The organism is Acidovorax sp. GW821-FHT11A03 (assembly GCF_058809075.1).
In genome coordinates this window covers 189,007-204,717 of sequence record NZ_JBXASG010000010.1, presented here as the reverse complement: position 1 = coordinate 204,717, position 15,711 = coordinate 189,007, and the positions used below count along the sequence as shown (strand labels likewise).

General features: G+C 67.9%; 13 protein-coding genes. 6 read left to right on the top strand and 7 right to left on the bottom strand.

The annotated features are described in order from the left end of the window. Positions 1-92 precede the first annotated feature (92 nt). Positions 93-1,670 (bottom strand): methyl-accepting chemotaxis protein, encoded by a 1,578-nt coding sequence (locus AC1RVY_RS23760; RefSeq protein ID WP_492808554.1) that lies wholly within the window; start codon positions 1,668-1,670, stop codon positions 93-95. Positions 1,671-2,022: 352 nt separating this feature from the next. On the opposite strand from AC1RVY_RS23760, the gene AC1RVY_RS23755 reads away from it, so the two are divergent. Continuing rightward, entirely contained in the window at positions 2,023-3,690 is a 1,668-nt protein-coding gene (locus tag AC1RVY_RS23755; RefSeq protein WP_492808552.1) for an ankyrin repeat domain-containing protein, read from the top strand. 77 nt (positions 3,691-3,767) lie between these two features. Here the strand turns inward: AC1RVY_RS23755 and AC1RVY_RS23750 are convergent, their stop codons facing one another. Both AC1RVY_RS23750 and AC1RVY_RS23745 read right to left on the bottom strand, forming a co-directional pair. Then, positions 3,768-5,036, bottom strand: coding sequence for a CaiB/BaiF CoA transferase family protein (locus tag AC1RVY_RS23750; RefSeq protein WP_492808550.1), 1,269 nt, complete (start codon positions 5,034-5,036; stop codon positions 3,768-3,770). 177 nt (positions 5,037-5,213) lie between these two features. Beyond that, positions 5,214-6,419: an acyl-CoA dehydrogenase gene (locus AC1RVY_RS23745; protein WP_492808548.1), complete on the bottom strand. Its 1,206-nt coding sequence runs from the start codon at positions 6,417-6,419 to the stop codon at positions 5,214-5,216. Positions 6,420-6,599: 180 nt separating this feature from the next. Here AC1RVY_RS23745 and AC1RVY_RS23740 point away from each other — a divergent pair, with 180 nt between their 5' ends. Beyond that, positions 6,600-7,532, top strand: coding sequence for a LysR family transcriptional regulator (locus AC1RVY_RS23740; RefSeq protein WP_492808547.1), 933 nt, complete (start codon positions 6,600-6,602; stop codon positions 7,530-7,532). Positions 7,533-7,706: 174 nt separating this feature from the next. After that, a complete protein-coding gene (locus AC1RVY_RS23735; RefSeq protein ID WP_218293727.1) occupies positions 7,707-7,928 on the top strand; it encodes a hypothetical protein in 222 nt (73 codons plus the stop codon). Positions 7,929-8,079: 151 nt separating this feature from the next. Here AC1RVY_RS23735 and AC1RVY_RS23730 read toward each other — a convergent pair whose 3' ends face one another. The 3 genes from AC1RVY_RS23730 to AC1RVY_RS23720 all read right to left on the bottom strand — a co-directional run bounded on the left by AC1RVY_RS23730 (position 8,080) and on the right by AC1RVY_RS23720 (position 10,440). After that, positions 8,080-9,048 (bottom strand): tripartite tricarboxylate transporter substrate-binding protein, encoded by a 969-nt coding sequence (locus AC1RVY_RS23730; protein ID WP_218341692.1) that lies wholly within the window; start codon positions 9,046-9,048, stop codon positions 8,080-8,082. A 115-nt stretch (positions 9,049-9,163) separates the two neighbouring features. Further along, positions 9,164-10,027, bottom strand: coding sequence for an NAD(P)-dependent oxidoreductase (locus tag AC1RVY_RS23725; RefSeq protein ID WP_492808545.1), 864 nt, complete (start codon positions 10,025-10,027; stop codon positions 9,164-9,166). A gap of 14 nt (positions 10,028-10,041) precedes the next feature. Next, positions 10,042-10,440: a carboxymuconolactone decarboxylase family protein gene (locus AC1RVY_RS23720; RefSeq protein WP_218293731.1), complete on the bottom strand. Its 399-nt coding sequence runs from the start codon at positions 10,438-10,440 to the stop codon at positions 10,042-10,044. Between the two features lie 198 nt (positions 10,441-10,638). Here AC1RVY_RS23720 and AC1RVY_RS23715 point away from each other — a divergent pair, with 198 nt between their 5' ends. After that, entirely contained in the window at positions 10,639-11,328 is a 690-nt protein-coding gene (locus AC1RVY_RS23715) for a GntR family transcriptional regulator (protein ID WP_492808543.1), read from the top strand. Between the two features lie 24 nt (positions 11,329-11,352). Here AC1RVY_RS23715 and AC1RVY_RS23710 read toward each other — a convergent pair whose 3' ends face one another. Then, positions 11,353-11,640 carry a GNAT family N-acetyltransferase gene (locus tag AC1RVY_RS23710; RefSeq protein ID WP_492254806.1) on the bottom strand — a complete coding sequence of 96 codons (288 nt, stop codon included), beginning with the start codon at positions 11,638-11,640 and terminating at the stop codon, positions 11,353-11,355. A gap of 105 nt (positions 11,641-11,745) precedes the next feature. Here AC1RVY_RS23710 and AC1RVY_RS23705 point away from each other — a divergent pair, with 105 nt between their 5' ends. Together AC1RVY_RS23705 and AC1RVY_RS23700 are read left to right on the top strand one after the other, a co-directional pair. Next, positions 11,746-13,101, top strand: coding sequence for an MATE family efflux transporter (locus AC1RVY_RS23705; RefSeq protein ID WP_492808540.1), 1,356 nt, complete (start codon positions 11,746-11,748; stop codon positions 13,099-13,101). A 498-nt stretch (positions 13,102-13,599) separates the two neighbouring features. Continuing rightward, a complete protein-coding gene (locus AC1RVY_RS23700; RefSeq protein WP_369641826.1) occupies positions 13,600-15,384 on the top strand; it encodes a fibronectin type III domain-containing protein in 1,785 nt (594 codons plus the stop codon). Positions 15,385-15,711 lie beyond the last annotated feature (327 nt).

Below are 15,711 nucleotides of genomic sequence, written 5' to 3'. Positions count from 1 at the left end.
CGCTATTAAAAACATAGCTGTTTGCGCTGGATGGTTGGGCGTTAGAGGTCGTTTTGATTCAATTTTCTTCGACCCCCGGCCCGCCCGTCCTGTCAGGCCGCCGCCAGCCGGGGCACGCGCGCCCCCGCCGCCGGGTGTTCGCCGGGCGACAGGCGGAACACCGAGACCGCGTCCACCAGCTGCTGCGCCTGTACCTTCAGGCTGTCGGCCGCCGCCGCGCTTTGCTCCACCAGCGCCGCGTTCTGCTGCGTGGCCTGGTCCATCTGCATCACGGCCTCGCCCACCTGGGCCACGCCCGCGCTCTGCTCGCTGCTGGCGGCGCTGATCTCGCCCACGATGTCGGTCACGCGGCGGATCGAGGCCACCACTTCCGTCATCGTGGCGCCGGCCCTGTCGACCAGGGCCGTGCCCTGTTCGACCCGCTCCACGCTCGCGTGGATCAGGCTCCTGATCTCCTTGGCCGCCTCGGCGCTGCGGCCGGCCAGGCTGCGCACCTCGCTGGCCACCACCGCGAAGCCCCGGCCCTGCTCGCCGGCGCGGGCTGCCTCGACGGCGGCGTTGAGCGCAAGGATGTTGGTCTGGAAGGCAATGCCGTCGATCACGCTGATGATGTCGGCGATCTTCTTGCTGCTGTCGTTGATGCCCTTCATGGTGGTCACCACCTCGGCCACCACGTCGCCGCCCTGCACGGCCACGGTGGACGCATTGACGGCCAGCTGGTTGGCCTGGCGCGCGTTGTCGGCATTGGCCTGCACGGTGGAGCTGAGCTCTTCCATCGACGCCGAGGTTTCCTCCAGCGCGCTGGCCTGCTGCTCGGTGCGCGCCGAGAGGTCGTTGTTGCCCAGCGCGATCTCGGTGCTCGCGGCGGCCACGTTGTCGGCGTTGTGGCGCACGTGGCTCACCACGCTCGACAGGCTCAGCTGCATGCCGTGCAGCGCATTGAGCAGCAGCGCGATCTCGTCCTTGCCGCGCACGGGCTGCGCCACGGTCAGGTCGCCGCTGGCCACGGCCTGCGACACCCGCACCGCGTTGTCCAGCGGGTTCACCACGGTGCGGCTGAAGGCGATGGCGCCGGCGATGCCGAGCGAGCACACCACCAGCATCACGGCCAGGCTGATGGTGGTGGCGCGCTGCGCGGTGGCGGCGGCGTGTTCGGCCACTTCGCTGCTGGCCCGGGCGATCAGTTCGCCCGCCTGGTCGATCAGTTGCGAGGGCTCGCGGTCCATGCCCTGCACCGCCTTGTCGCCGGCCTCGGCATCGTGCCCGGACGCCTTGAAGGCCTCGAAGCCCTTGCGGTAGGCGGCGCCCATGCGTTCGTGCGCCTGGGCGAACTGCGCCACGCGGTCGCGGCCCTCGCCCGGCGGCAGGCCAGCCAGCAGTTTCTTCGCCTGCAGGCCGATGGCCTGCTCCTGCTTTTCAAACGCTGCCCAGTAGCGCGTGAGCTGGGCCGGGTCCTTGCCGCGCAGCAGTACGTTCTTCCACTCCTGCACCTGCACCTTGAAGTCATTGAGCATGGAGGAGGCCAATCGCTCGTGCTCGAAGCTTTGCGCCACGGTGGTCTGGTAGGTGCCCAGGGCCTGGTTCAGGCGGCTGATGCCGAACAGCGCCGCCGCGAACAGCAGCAGCAGCGCCACGGTAAAGGCCAAGGGGAGTTTGAGGCTGAGCTTCATGGCGGACTCCTGAGGTTCCACGGAACGGCGCCACGGCATGCACCCATGGCGCGAAAATGAAAGCTGCAAAGTCTCTGCGGGCCTGCCATCGGGCGTGGCGGCGGGGAGACTCCCGCTGCCATTATGGCGACGGATGTAATTTTTTGTACACGGAATTCGCGCCATGCCGCAAGGGGTGCGCTGCACGGCGGTAAGATGCCTCCCCGCGGTGCAAGCCGCGCCCGGGCCCGCGGGAAGGGTTGAACCCACTTGCCGACTCCAGGAGCACGTTCGTGCTCCTTGCAGAGCTGACTTTCCATCCTTTGTGCTGCCGGATTTGCGGGCCGTCGGCGATCCATGCACGGAGGTTCTCGTGAAACGCATTCCCCCACGGCCCGACCTGGGCCATCTCAAGAAACAAGCCAAGGACCTGCTCGCCGGCTACCGCAGCGGCGAGCCCGAGGCGCTGGCGCGCTTTCGCGCCGCGCTGCCGGCGGCTGCGGGCCAGGGCGATGCCGCCATCGCCGCCCTGGGCCTTCGGCTGCACGACGCGCAGTCCTGCCTGGCGCGCGAGCATGGCTTTGCGTCCTGGGCCGACTTCCAGGGCTTTGTGCTGGCGCGGCGCGCGCTGGTGGACGACCCGGTGCGCGCCACCCTGCAATGGCTGCGCCTGGTCTACGCGGGCGACATCGCGGGCGGCAACCACAGCGCCCGGCCGGGGCTGGCCGAGCGCCTGTGGGCCGATGGCGCCATCCCCCGGGACGAAGACCCGTGGCTGGCCTGCGCCGTGGGCGATGAGGCCCGGCTGCGCGAGGCCATCGCGCAAGACCCGGGCTGGGTGCACCGCCCTGGCGGGCCCTTGCAGCTGCCGCCGCTGGTGGCCGTGGCGCATTCGAGCCTGGCGCGGCTGCAGGCCTTTGCCGACCGCCTGCAGGCCTGCGTGGCGCTGCTGCTGGAGGCCGGGGCCGATGCGAACCAGTGCGTGGCCAACCGCTGGCCGCCCGCCTCGCTGGCCGAGCCTGATGCATCGCACCCGCTGTCTGCGCTGTATGGCGCGGCCGGGCAGAACCAGCACGCGGGCATGGCGCGCCTGCTGCTGGACGCGGGCGCGGACCCCAACGATGGCGAATCGCTGTACCACGCGCTCGGAAGCCTGGACTGCACGCGGCTGCTGCTGGAGGCGGGCGCGCGGGTGCCGGGCACGAACGCGCTGTGCCGCGTGCTCGACATGGACGACCTGCCCGCGCTGCAACTGCTGCTGGCGCATGGTGCGGACGCCAACGAGCAGCCTGCCGATGGCGCGGCGCCGGGCGGTGCGGCGCCGCTGCTCTGGGCCATCCGGCGGCGGCGGTCGCTGGCCCATGTGCAGGCCCTGGTGGCGGCGGGCGCCGACCCGGCTGCCTGTGCCGCCGATGGCACGCCCGCGCACATCCAGGCGCTGCGCTACGGACTGCCCGGGGTGGCGGCCTTTCTGCGCGCGGCGGTGGGCGAGGGCGACGTGCCTGTCGACGAGCGCTTCGTGGCCGCGTGTGCCCAGGCCGACGAGGCGCAAGCACGCACGCTGCTGGCCGCGCGGCCCGGGCTGGTGGACGCGCTGTCGCTGCCCCAGCAGCGCCTGCTGCCCGAGCTGGCCGCCCAGGCGGACTGCGGCCATGCCGTGCGGCTCATGGTGCGCCTGGGCTGGCCCATCGACACCACAGGGGGCGACTGGGACGGTACGGCGCTGCACCTGGCCATCTTTCGGGGCGACGCGGCGCTCACCCGCTTCCTGCTGGAGCACGGCGCGCGCTGGCGGGCCCGGCATGGCTTTGAGGACAACGCCTGCGGCGCGTTGTCGTGGGGCTCCATCAACACGCCCGAGCCCGATGGCGACTGGGCGGGCTGCGCGCAGGCGCTGCTGGACCATGGATTGCCACCCGCCGCGCCGGACCCCCAGGGCTCCGAGGCCGTGTGGCTGGACGGCCGCCCCATGCGGTTTTCTGACGAGGTGGCGGACTGCCTGCTGGGCGCCGCCGCGCCGCTGCCGCAAGCACCGAAGTAGCGTGGCCGCGAAAAGACCAACGCCCCGCGGCGGGATGCCGCGGGGCGTTGCGCAAGAGCGGGTAAATCAGTGAGGGGCTACACCACGCCCGAGGCCCGCAGCGCCGCGATGCGCGCCGCGTCCAGCCCCATTTCGGCGAGCACCTCGTCCGTGTGCTGGCCCAGTGCCGGCGGCGCGTTGCGCAGCACGGGCGGCGTGGCCGACAGGCGCAGCGGGCTGGCCACGCCGGTGATCTGCCGCACGTTGTCGGTGGCAGCCTCGCCGTCCTTCCAGCGCGGCAGCGTCACGGCCAGGCCGCGCGCCTGCACCTGCGCGTCGTCAAAGGCCTGGGCGATGGTGTTGATGGGGCCGCAGGGCACGGCCTTGTCTTCCAGCAGCGTGATCCAGTCGGCCGTGGTGCGCGTGCGCGTCACGGCCTCCATCGCAGGGATCAGGTCGGTGCGGTGCTGCACGCGCAGGGTGTTGGTGGCGTAGCGCGGGTCGGTCGCCCACTGGGGTTGGTTGGCGGCGGCGCAAAAGCGCTGGAACTGCCCGTCGTTGCCGATGGCCAGCAGCATGTTGCCGTCCTGCGTGGCGAAGTCCTGGTAGGGCGCCAGGCTCGGGTGGCTGTTGCCCATGCGGCCGGGCGCCTTGCCGGTGGCGAGGAAGCCCGAGGCCTGGTTGGCCAGCACGGCCATGCCCACGTCGAGCAGCGCCATGTCGATGTGCTGGCCCTGGCCCGTGCCAGTGGCCGCGTTGTCGCGCACATGCAGCGCGGCCAGGATGGCGTTGCTGGCGTACAGGCCGGTGAACAGGTCGATCACCGCCACGCCCACGCGCATCGGGCCGCCGCCGGGCTGGCTGTCAGCCTGGCCGGTGATGCTCATCAGGCCCGTCATGGCCTGCACCATCAGGTCGTAGCCCGCGCGCTCGGCGTAGGGCCCGTCTTGCCCGAAGCCGGTGACGGAGCAGTAGATAAGGCGCGGGTTCAGCGCGCGCAGGCTCTCGTGGTCCAGGCCGTATTGCTTCAGGCCGCCGACCTTGAAGTTCTCCACCACGATGTCCGCCTCTTGCGCCATCTGCTTGATGAGCGCCTGGCCTTCGGGCGAGGCCATGTCGATGGTCACCGAGCGCTTGTTGCGGTTGCAGGCGGTGTAGTAGCTGGCCTGGTTCGTGTCGTTGCCCTCGGCGTCCTTCAGGAAGGGTGGGCCCCACTGGCGCGTGTCGTCGCCCACGCCGGGGCGCTCCACCTTCACCACGTCCGCCCCCAGGTCGGCCAGCACCTGCGTGCACCAGGGGCCCGCGAGCACGCGGGAGAGGTCGAGCACCTTGATGCCTGCGAGGGCGCCTGCGTTGGATGTGGTCATGGTAGTGATTGCTATAACTTGAATAGCTGCTTGCGCTTGTTCAGTAAGCGCTAGAGGCCAAAATCGTGTTGAATGGGCGTGGGAGGCGCGGCGGGCGCGTCTCCAGGCCACCGGCGTCGTCCCCCTTCCCGGCGAGGCCGAGAAAAGGGGGAAGGCGCGCAGCGCCTCAGGGGGATGTCAGCTGAACGCCGCGATGCCGGTCTGCGCACGGCCCAGGATGAGCGCATGCACATCGTGCGTACCTTCGTAGGTGTTCACCACTTCCAGGTTCACTAGGTGGCGGGCTACGCCAAACTCGTCGCTGATGCCGTTGCCGCCCATCATGTCGCGCGCCAGGCGGGCGATGTCCAGCGCCTTGCCGCAGCTGTTGCGCTTGATGATGGAGGTGCCTTCCACGCTGGCGGTGCCCGCGTCCTTCATGCGGCCAAACTGCAGGCAGGCGTGCAGGCCGATGGCGATCTCGGTCTGCATGTCGGCCAGCTTCTTCTGGATGAGCTGGTTGGCGGCCAGGGGGCGGCCGAACTGCTTGCGGTCCAGCGTGTACTGGCGGGCGGTGTGCCAGCAGAACTCGGCCGCGCCCAGCGCGCCCCAGGCGATGCCGTAGCGCGCGCTGTTCAGGCAGGTGAAGGGGCCCTTGAGGCCCTGCACTTCAGGAAACGCGTTCTCTTCCGGCACGAACACGTCGTCCATCACGATCTCGCCGGTGATGGAGGCGCGCAGGCCCACCTTGCCGTGGATGGCGGGGGCCGTGAGGCCCTTCATGCCCTTTTCCAGCACGAAGCCGCGGATGGGGCCCACAACATCCTTGCCATCGCCGCCTTTGATGACTTCCTTGGCCCAGACCACGAACACGTCGGCCACGGGGCTGTTGGTGATCCACATCTTGCTGCCCTTGAGCTTGTAGCCGCCATCGACCTTGTAGGCGCGCGTGGCCATGCTGCCGGGGTCGGAGCCATGGTCGGGCTCGGTCAGGCCGAAGCAGCCGATCCACTCGCCGCTGGCGAGCTTGGGCAGGTACTTCTGCTTTTGCGCTTCGGTGCCGAACTCATGGATGGGCACCATCACCAGCGACGACTGCACGCTGGCCATCGAGCGGTAGCCCGAATCCACGCGCTCCACCTCGCGGGCGATCAGGCCATAGGCCACGTACGACAGGCCGGGGCCGCCGTACTGCTCGGGGATGGTGGGGCCCAGGAGGCCCACTTCGCCCATCTCGCGAAAGATGCTCACGTCCATCTTCTCGTGGCGGAAGGCATCCAGCACGCGCGGGGCCAGCTTGTCCTGGCAGTAGGCGGCGGCCGCGTCGCGGATGGCGCGCTCGTCGTCGGTCAGTTGCTGGCTCAGGAGGAAAGGGTCATCCCATTGAAAGGCGGCGTGGGCCATGTGCGTGTCTCCAGGTGAAAAAAAGAGTGGCAACAAAGGTGTTCTGGGGCAGATCGTAGGCCTCGCGCCAGCGCGCCGCAAGCGAGTTCTTTTCATCCAGATATGCATAACTGGAATGTATGAAATACTTTGAGCTAGAGATCATCTACTTGGCCGGCCCCTTAAAAGTTCATTTTCATCATGCGCCGCAATATCCCATCGACCCAGGCACTGGCCTGTTTTGAAGTCGCCGCCCGGCACGAGAGCTACACCCGCGCCGCGCAGGAACTCTCGCTCACGCAAAGCGCCGTCTCGCGCCAGATCCAGGCGCTGGAGGAGTTTCTGGGCGTGCAGCTGTTTCGCCGCACGCGCCACGGCGTGGTGCTCACGCCCGCCGGCGCGCACTACGGCCGCCAGGTGGCGCGCTGGCTGCAGGGCCTGGAGCGCGACACGCTCGACGTGATGGCCCACCAGGGCGAGGGCGGCACGCTGTCGCTGGCGGCGGTGCCCACGTTCGCCACGCGCTGGCTCATTCCGCGCCTGCCGCAGCTGGCCCAGCTGCACCCCGACATCGTGGTGCACATCGAGACGCAGACGCGCCCTTTTCTGTTCGCCGACACCACCTTTGACGCGGCCCTGTACGCCGGCACCCCGGAGCAGGTGGCCAACTGGCCCGGCGTGCAGGCGCAACTGCTGATGCACGAGGATGTGCTGCCCGTGTGTTGCCCGCGCCTGCTCGAATCCGCCGCGCCGCGCGCGCGCGGGCGCGCCCACCAGCCCGTGGCCGCCGATGCGCTGGCCCGGCTGCCCCTGCTGCAGCAGAGCACGCGCCCCTACGGCTGGCGCCAGTGGTTCGACGCCATGGGGGTGGACGCACCCCATGCGCTGGACGGGCCGCGCTACGAGCTGTTCTCCATGCTCGCCGTGGCGGCCACGCATGGGCTGGGTGTGGCGCTGATTCCGCCCTTGCTGATCGAGGCCGAGCTGGCCAGCGGCGAACTGGTGGTGGCCTGCGCGCGGCCCCTGCGGGGGGAGCGGGGCTACTACCTCGTCAGCCCCGCGCAGGTGCAGCCGCCCGTGCTGGCGGTGTTCTCGAAATGGCTTCAAGACACTGCGCGGGCTGCGGCAGAGTAGGGCGCTTGCCGGCTTGCGCCCCGCGGCGGACAGGGCTACGCTGGTGGCACTCGCTGCAGGCGGCGGGAAGAAGATGGACGGAACGTATGTGGTGTGCAAGGGTCACACCCAGCGGGCGGCCCGGCGGGCCGTACCAGGCACCTCATACCTTTACTATTTCATCAAGGAGCCGTTATGTCATTGAACGCAACCTACCATGCCCCCCATTTCGAGCCCACGGTGGACGAACTCGCCACGCTGAAGCACCTGGAGATGGAGAACATCAGCGTGGTTTCAGCGCTGAAGGAGCATATGTCCGGACGGTTGTACGAACACGGCTTCATCACCAAGAATGCGTCGGGCCAGCTGACCATCACCGACACCGGCCGCCACCTGGTGCGCAGGCAGAACAACTGAGCCGATTTTCCCGGGTAGCGTTCCCGGCGGCCTGGGCCTGCCGGTGGTGGCCGGGCTCGGCCAAGGCGTGGCGCGGGGCCGCGTTCGCCAGCGCAACCGCCCTCATCGGCCCGTGCAGCCGCCCTGCGCGGGTGCTTTGGCGGCTGCGCGCTTACTCCGCCTTGGCGCCGGCCGCCTTGATGACGGGATCCCAGCGCCTGATCTCGGCAGCGGTCTGCTGGCGCAGCGCCTCGGGCTTGAGCCGGTCGCCCTGCGGGATGATGACCCCCATGTCGGTGAAGCGCTTGACCAGGCCGGCATCGGCCAGGGCCCCGCGCACCGCCTTGTTCAGGCGTTCGACGACGGCGGGCGGTGTGCCCTTGGGCGCGTACACGCCGTGCCATACGGCCAGCTCGAAGCCCGGCAGCCCGGACTCGGCAAAGGTCGGCACCTCCGGCATCGTCGGGATGCGCTCCCTGGTCGCCATGGCGTAGGCCTTGAGGGCGCCGGACTGCAGGTGCGGCCCGGTGGCCACGGGCTGGTCGCAGATCAGGTCCACGTTGCCCGCCACCAGGTCCTGCAGCGCCGGGCCGGTGCCGCGGTAGGGCACCATCGTCACGGTGGTGCCGGCCGTCTGGTTGAACAGCATCGCGCACAGGTGCGATGTGGCGCCGACGCCCGCGTGCGAGAACTTCACCTCGCCCGGCCTGGCCTTCATGTGCTGGATCAACTCGGCCACGGTCGCGGGCGCGAAATTCTTGTAGCGCACCAGGATCATGGGCACCTCGCCGGCCAGGGCGATGGGCTCCAGATCCTTGTTCACGTCGAAGGCCAGCTTGCTGTACAGCGCCGGGGCCGTGGCGATGCCCATGTTGTGCAGCAGGACGGTGTGCCCGTCATTGGGCGCGCGCACCACCTTGGCGGTGCCGATGGTGCCGCCGGCTCCGCCCGCGCTGTCCACGATCACCGGCTGGCCCAGGTCGCGCGCCATGGCCTCGGCCAGCACGCGGGCCAGCACGTCGGTGGAGCCCCCGGCCGCATAGGGCACCACGATGGTCACGGGCTTGGTGGGAAAGGCGGCCACCGCCGTCGAGGCCAGGGCCAGCGCGGCCGCGAGCAGGGTCTTTGTCTGGTTGCGCATTGTCTTGTCTCCGGAAAGGGTGAGAGCAGCCAAGGCCCGGCCTGCCAGGCGGTGGCACTTGCTTGTTTGTTTGCTGGCTTGCGGCGGGCGCCCTGCCGGGCGCCCGGGGGGACTGTCAGGGCTTGCCGACGAACCGGTACAGCTCGGTGTGGTCGGCCCTGGGGCCCAGCGCGGCGCTGGCATCGGCCGTCATGGCGTACACCTTCTGGGCCAGGTCCATCGGCACCTGCAGGGAGCGGCCCAGTCCGGCCGCGATGCCCACGTCCTTGGCCTGCAGCGCCAGCGAGAAGCCCGAGTTGAAAGCCTGGTTCAGCATGAACTGGTGGGCCTTGTTCTCGGTCGTGTTGTTCTTGCCGGTCGATGCGTTGATCACATCCACGATGGTGGCCGCATCGATGCCGAAGGCCGCGCCCACGTGGATGGCCTCGGCCGTGGCGATCAGCGCGGCGGCGGACACGTAGTTGTTCAGCGCCTTGAGCGCATGGCCCGCGCCCACGGGGCCCACGTAGCTGATGGCCTTGCCCACCACTTCGAGCACCGGCCGTTGCCGGGCGAAATCTTCGGGGTCGCCGCCCACCATGATGGCCAGCGTGCCATTGACGGCCTTCTTCACGCCGCCGGAGACGGGTGCGTCGATCAGCGCGATCCCCGTGCCGCGCAGCGAGGCTGCGAGGGCCCGCGTGCGGATCGGGTCGGCGGAGCTCATCTCGACGACGCAGGCCCCGGCCCGCAGGTGGGGTGCCAGGTCGGCCACCACCGCGTCCACGATGTCGGAATTGGGCAGCATGGTGATGACCACGTCGCACCCTGCGTACGCGGCATTGTCGGTGGCCACCACGGCACCGGCATGCGACGCGGCGAACTGCGCCTCGGCTTCAGGATGGGCGTCCTTCACCACGAGCGGGTGGCCTGCGGCGTGCAGCAGGTGGGCCATGGGCTGGCCCATCATGCCCAGGCCGATGAATGCGATGCGGCTCATCGTCGCGCCCCTGCTCAGAGGTCCATCTCTTTGAACACTTCCGACGCCACGCGGAACGAATCGATCGCCGCCGGCACGCCGCAGTAGATGGCCGTCTGCAGGAAGACTTCCTTCACCTCGTCCTTGGTCAGGCCGTTGTGGATGGCGCCGCGCACGTGCAGCTTGAGCTCGTGCGGGCGGTTGAGCGCCGTGATCATCGCCAGGTTGAGGAAAGAGCGGGTCTTGCGGTCGAGGCCCGGGCGGTTCCACACATCGCCCCAGCAGTACTGGGTGACGAGTTCCTGCATGTCGATGTTGAAGTCGGTCGCGTTCTTGATCGAGGCATCGACGTACTCTGCGCCGAGCACCTCGCGGCGGGTGGACAGGCCCTGGTCGAAGAGGGCGGGGTTCTTGGGGGCGTAGGGGCGGGTCATGGAAGGCTCCTGGGGTGGCAAGGGATCAATAGATAGAGAGAGAAAGAGGGGGGGAGGCGAAGGCCGGCAACGCGGCGTTGCAGTGGATGAACTTTATTAGGATTGTCAGACAATCATACATATGGAAAATGTGGATTGACGAATGATTCATATGTTTGTATGACAATCAGCGTGTATGAAACCCATTAGGATGGCGCCATGAACCAGATGCTGCTGCGAGTCCCCCGCGAAGAGACCTCCCTGCGCCAGCGTGCTACCCAGACGCTGCGCCAGGCCATCCTCGACGGCCACTTCACGCCGGGACAAAAGTTGTCGGAGCGCGAGCTCTGCGAAAGCCTGGACGTGAGCCGATCCTGCGTGCGCGAGTCGCTGCAGCACCTGCAGGCCGAGGGGCTGATCACCATCATTCCGCACCGGGGCCCCGAGGTCACCACCATTTCATCCAAGGAGGTGCGCGACATCTACGAAGTGCGCGCGCACCTCGAAAGCCTGGCGGGCCGGGGCTTTGCGCTCAATGCCTCCAAGGACCAGGTGCGGGCGCTGCGCGCCAAGCTCACCGAGCTGTCACAGCCCGAGATCACGCAGGACCGCGCCTTGATGCTCAACGTCAAGAACCAGTTCTACGACATCCTCATCGCGGGCTGCGGCAACCTGGTGGCCGGGCAATTGCTGCAGCAGCTCAACAACCGCGTGACGGTGCTGCGCCGCATCTCCATGGCCCAGCCTGGGCGGTTTCCGCACACGCTGGTGGAGCTCGACGCCATCGTGGCGGCCATTGAGCAGGGCGACGGGGAGACGGCGGCGCGTCTGTGCGAGGAGCACGTGCGCAAGGCGGCCGACAACGTGCTGCAGAGCATGCAGCCGGCGGCGGCGAAACTGCAGGCCTGACTGCGTGCGGGCCTTGCAGGGTGATCAGCGTTCAGGCGGCGACACAGGCCAGGCTGGAGGCTTTGCCACCAGTGCTTGCTTGCCCTGGCGATCAAAACCCACGTGCTCGTAAAACCGCAAAGTTGCTTCGTCTTTTCGACCTGTCGGCAACATCACCTTGTAGCAGTTCCGACGCCAAGCTTTGCTCAGAGCATGTGAAAGGACAGCCCGACCCCAGCCTTGACCACGGTGCGCAAGGTCGGTGACGACGTTCTCAATGACGCCATATGGACGGCAGGCGCGCGTGAGGTTGGGTATGACAGCGCGGCGCATTCACCAGGCCGCCGCCCGCCGTCGTGCGGGGGCTCCATTGCGGGTGTCGCTTCCCCGCGCCGGGCCATGTCCCGGCGCACGCGGGTCGCATACGATGTGTTCACCATGGACACGAACGACCCGACCACGCCGCTGCCCCGAAGGTTTCTGCGGTTTCTCGGTCCGCTCGTGGCCACGAACCTGCTTCAGGCGCTGAGCGGCACGGTCGTCACCATCTGCCTGGGCCAACTGCTGGGCGCGCAGGCGCTGGCCGCAGCGGTCAGCTTCTTCCCGTTGTTCATGTGCTGCATTGCCTTCGTGATCGGGCTCGGTGCCGGAGCCTCGGTGCTGGTGGGCCAGGCCTGGGGTGCACGCGACGCGGACAAGGTGCGCCGCGTGGCTGGGGCCGTGCTGCTCGGTGGGTTCCTGCTCGGCTGCGTGGTAGCGGCCGTGGGCGCCACAGCCATCGGCAGCCTGCTGCGTGTGCTGGGTGTCAGTGGCGAGGTGCTGCCGCAGGCCATCGCCTACGCGCGCGTGCTGTTCCTGGCCATGCCCGTGCTGTTCCTGCACCAGCTCAGTGCCGCCCTCCTGCGCGGCCTGGGCGACACGGCAACGCCGCTGCGCGCGCTCACTCTGGCCTCGGGCCTGTGGATGCTGCTCACTCCTGCTTTCATGCTGGGATGGCTGGGCCTTCCCCCGCTGGGCACCGCCAGTGCGGGTTGGGCCAGCCTCATCGGCAATGCCGTGGCCCTGGCATGGCTCGCGTGGCACCTGCATGCCAGGGGCCATGTGCTGGCCTTCTCGCACCTCAGGCCCCACCTGCGCTGGAACACCCCCTTGCTTGCCACCGTGGCGAGGCTGGGCGTGCCCACCGGTCTGTTCTTCGTCACCAGCTCACTCGCCGACGTGCTGCTGCTGCGCTTGGTCAATGGCTACGGCTGGCAGGCCACGGCGGCGTGGGGCACCGTCAATCAGGCCATGGCCTTTGTGCAGCTGCCCGCCATGTCCATCGCCGTCGCGGCCTCCGTGTTCGCCGCGCAAGCCATTGGTGCCGGCAAGCCGGAGGATGTTGCGCATGTCACGCGGGTCGGCCTGTGGATGAATCTGGCGCTGACCGGCAGCCTGGCCCTGCTGGTGGCGGTGGTGTCACCGCAAGTCGCCAGCCTGTTTACCCGCGATCCCGCCGTGGTGGACCTGGCCGCCACCGTTCTGCGCGTCACGGTGTGGGGCAGCCTCGCGTTTGGGCTGGCCAGCGTGTTCACCGGCGTCATGCGCTCGGCAGGAACCGTGCGCGTGCCCACGGTGATTTCCCTGTCCTGCCTCACCTTGCTGCTTGTGCCGCTGGCCTACGCGCTGCAGCACCTGCTGGGCCTGCAAGGCATCTGGGCCAGCTACCCGCTCACGTACCTGTGTGCGCTGGCACTGCAGGCCATCTATTTCCACGCCATCTGGAAGAAGCGGCCGATCAGGCGGCTGGTGTAGCTGGGGGCATGGGGTGGTGCAGGGCCTGCGCTGGGGCCCTCTGTGATCCATCACGCATCCTCTACCTGCTTTTCTTGATGGAACGCCCGGGCCTGGGGGACGCGGGCTTTCAGCTGTAGTCCCTGGGGCCAGGCCCATGGCCGCGAGGCCTGCCAAAGCTTGGCGGGTGGATTGACGCTGCTGGGAGAGGATGGGATCTGAAGGCTTTTTGCGGGGGCGCTCCAGCGCACAACACGTGGCCGGTACGTTGCGTTCCTGTAGCGACAATGCGGCCGAACCCGGCTGAAAGTAGACATTTTTTGGCCGATTCGCTACCTTATGTCAGCTCTCTGAGTGGTGGCCGCGCTCTTTGTCTGGCGTGTATGTGGCCCCAGAAGGCGACTAACCCCCCGCGAAAAAACCGTGTAGTCTTCCGCGGCTGCCCGAGGGCGATCGTGATTTTTGAGCGCCGGTGGGACCGCCATGCACCTTTGTTTCACAAGCCCGACAGAAGGACCTATGAAGTTGATTCGACGCACTGCCCAAGCAACCCCCATTCGGCAATTGGCACGCCCGGCAACCCTTGGTCTGGTGACCCTGCTGTGGCAGTTTCATGCACTTGCCGCGGTCGGCTGGAATGTCGACGCTCCCATGGCGGATCCCCGGGCGCAACACGCGGGGGCGCTGCTGGATGACGGCTCCGTGGCTGTTTTCAACGGCGTTAACCGCCTGGGATTCGTCGCCACCGGTGAGCGATATTCGGGCGGCTCCTGGTCATCAATAGGCGGCACTGGGATTGCCGGCAATGTGACCGAAGCCGTCACGCTGGGCACGGGCCATGTGCTTGTGCGCTCTGATGGCAGCCTGAATGCCCGGCTGTACGACCCTGTGGCCAACACCTGGCTCCCGGCTGGCACACAGTCCGCATCTCGCTCGCTGCCGTCGATGACGTTGCTCGCCAATGGCAAAGTTCTGGTGGCAGGAGGAAGCAATCTCAATACGGCCGAACTGTATGACCCCGAAACGCGCACCTGGACGGCGACTGGGAGCATGTCGGTGGTTCATCGAGCCCATGGCGCCGTGTTGCTGCGGGATGGCCGTGTTCTGGTGGCTTCAGGGTTCAACGCAGGGGGCGAAGTCCCCGTCGCGGAACTCTACGACCCTGTTGCAGGCACATGGTCATTGGCGGCGGCGCCCCTCGTGCCGCGTCACTATGCGAGCCTGACGCTGCTAGCGGACGGCAGAGTATTGCTCGCAGGTGGCTTTACAGCCGGCGGCGTTACAACGCATGCAGAAATCTACGATCCTGTGGCCAATACGTGGACCGCCACCGGGGCCCTGAACTTTCCCCGCAACGGTGCAATGGGCTCGCCGCTGGCCCATGCGACAGTACTTTCCTCTGGCTTGGTGCTGATGGCGGGGGGCTCGGATATCGCAAGAAATACGCAGCCCATAGCGGAGTTGTATGACCCAGCAACGGGAAACTGGTCGCCAGCAGGTTCCATGGGAACAGCGCGCGAGAACGGGACGGCCAATCTGTTGCCCAATGGCGATGTACTGTTGACGGGCGGGTTCTCGAGCAATCCTAGCCTCACTTTCTATAGCGCGGTGGACCGTTATGTCCCAGCCGTGCCGCCTGGGCCTGCTGCGATGACGAATGCATTGCCGCTGCTTCAGCGTGCAGGCGCGGCGTTGATTCTCAACGGAACGGGTTTTACGGGCGGCACAGGTACCAGTACGCCTCAGCTTCAGCTGCAACGCGCGGAGAACGGCGCGATCAGCTTCTGGGCTCCCGCCAGCCATACCGCTACCAGTTTCACCTCGCCCCCGCTGGGCACCTTACCCGCCGGGCTCTACATGGCGCGGCTTGTCGTTGACGGTGTTCCGTCCGAGGGGCGATTGGTTCGTTTCACAGACCCTGTGGGAACGCCAGCCGGTGTCCCCGGCAACGCGCAGGTCACTGTGAGCTGGGCGCCTCCTGTGGACACCGGAGGCAACCCGCCAGACAGCTACACCGTGACATCGAACGCCGGACCGGGTTGCTCCGTGGCAGCACCCGCGACGAGCTGTACTGTCACTGGATTGGTGAATGGCACTCCCTACACATTCACGGTGCGAGCGCAGCATCCAAATGGCCTGGGTCCCGTGTCGTTGACCTCGGCTGCGGTGACGCCCACGGCTATGGCGGGCCCCGGCCCTACACCAGTTCCGGGACTGTCCCCGTTTGGTGTGGCGTTGACGGCGCTGATGGCCGCAGCATTGGCGGGCCTGAGCCGAAGGGGTTGGCGAAGCGCTGGACGATGACCTGATGGCGCAAAAAGAAAAGCCCCGACATCACTGCCGGGGCTTTTTTGCTTTTTGGCGCCAGACCTGTGCCTGGCCCCTGTTCACGTGACGCTCAGGTCGTCGCAGCCGCCTCCACTCGCCGCAACTGCACCCCAGCTCCAGCGCCAATGGCCTCGAGACGCTTTCAGATGAACTTCCTGCGTCGCGGGCCCGTCCATCCTTTGCGTGCCCGCCACTGCCCGAGGGTTCCGGCCCGTGCCCCCTCAGCGCCACGGCCTGCGTGAGCGCTTTTCGAACTCCGCCAGGGTTGCGGCCCTGAGGTGCATCGGTGCCCCCATTTTTTTA

Excerpts from the sequence above, each read along its gene's own strand:
- AC1RVY_RS23760 (WP_492808554.1), bottom strand. The coding sequence starts at position 1,670 with ATGAAGCTCAGCCTCAAACTCCCCTTGGCCTTTACCGTGGCGCTGCTG.
- AC1RVY_RS23750 (WP_492808550.1), bottom strand. The coding sequence starts at position 5,036 with ATGACCACATCCAACGCAGGCGCCCTCGCAGGCATCAAGGTGCTCGAC.
- AC1RVY_RS23745 (WP_492808548.1), bottom strand. The coding sequence starts at position 6,419 with ATGGCCCACGCCGCCTTTCAATGGGATGACCCTTTCCTCCTGAGCCAG.
- AC1RVY_RS23740 (WP_492808547.1), top strand. The coding sequence starts at position 6,600 with ATGCGCCGCAATATCCCATCGACCCAGGCACTGGCCTGTTTTGAAGTC.
- AC1RVY_RS23735 (WP_218293727.1), top strand. The coding sequence starts at position 7,707 with ATGTCATTGAACGCAACCTACCATGCCCCCCATTTCGAGCCCACGGTG.
- AC1RVY_RS23730 (WP_218341692.1), bottom strand. The coding sequence starts at position 9,048 with ATGCGCAACCAGACAAAGACCCTGCTCGCGGCCGCGCTGGCCCTGGCC.
- AC1RVY_RS23725 (WP_492808545.1), bottom strand. The coding sequence starts at position 10,027 with ATGAGCCGCATCGCATTCATCGGCCTGGGCATGATGGGCCAGCCCATG.
- AC1RVY_RS23720 (WP_218293731.1), bottom strand. The coding sequence starts at position 10,440 with ATGACCCGCCCCTACGCCCCCAAGAACCCCGCCCTCTTCGACCAGGGC.
- AC1RVY_RS23715 (WP_492808543.1), top strand. The coding sequence starts at position 10,639 with ATGAACCAGATGCTGCTGCGAGTCCCCCGCGAAGAGACCTCCCTGCGC.
- AC1RVY_RS23710 (WP_492254806.1), bottom strand. The coding sequence starts at position 11,640 with ATGCGCCGCGCTGTCATACCCAACCTCACGCGCGCCTGCCGTCCATAT.
- AC1RVY_RS23705 (WP_492808540.1), top strand. The coding sequence starts at position 11,746 with ATGGACACGAACGACCCGACCACGCCGCTGCCCCGAAGGTTTCTGCGG.
- AC1RVY_RS23700 (WP_369641826.1), top strand. The coding sequence starts at position 13,600 with ATGAAGTTGATTCGACGCACTGCCCAAGCAACCCCCATTCGGCAATTG.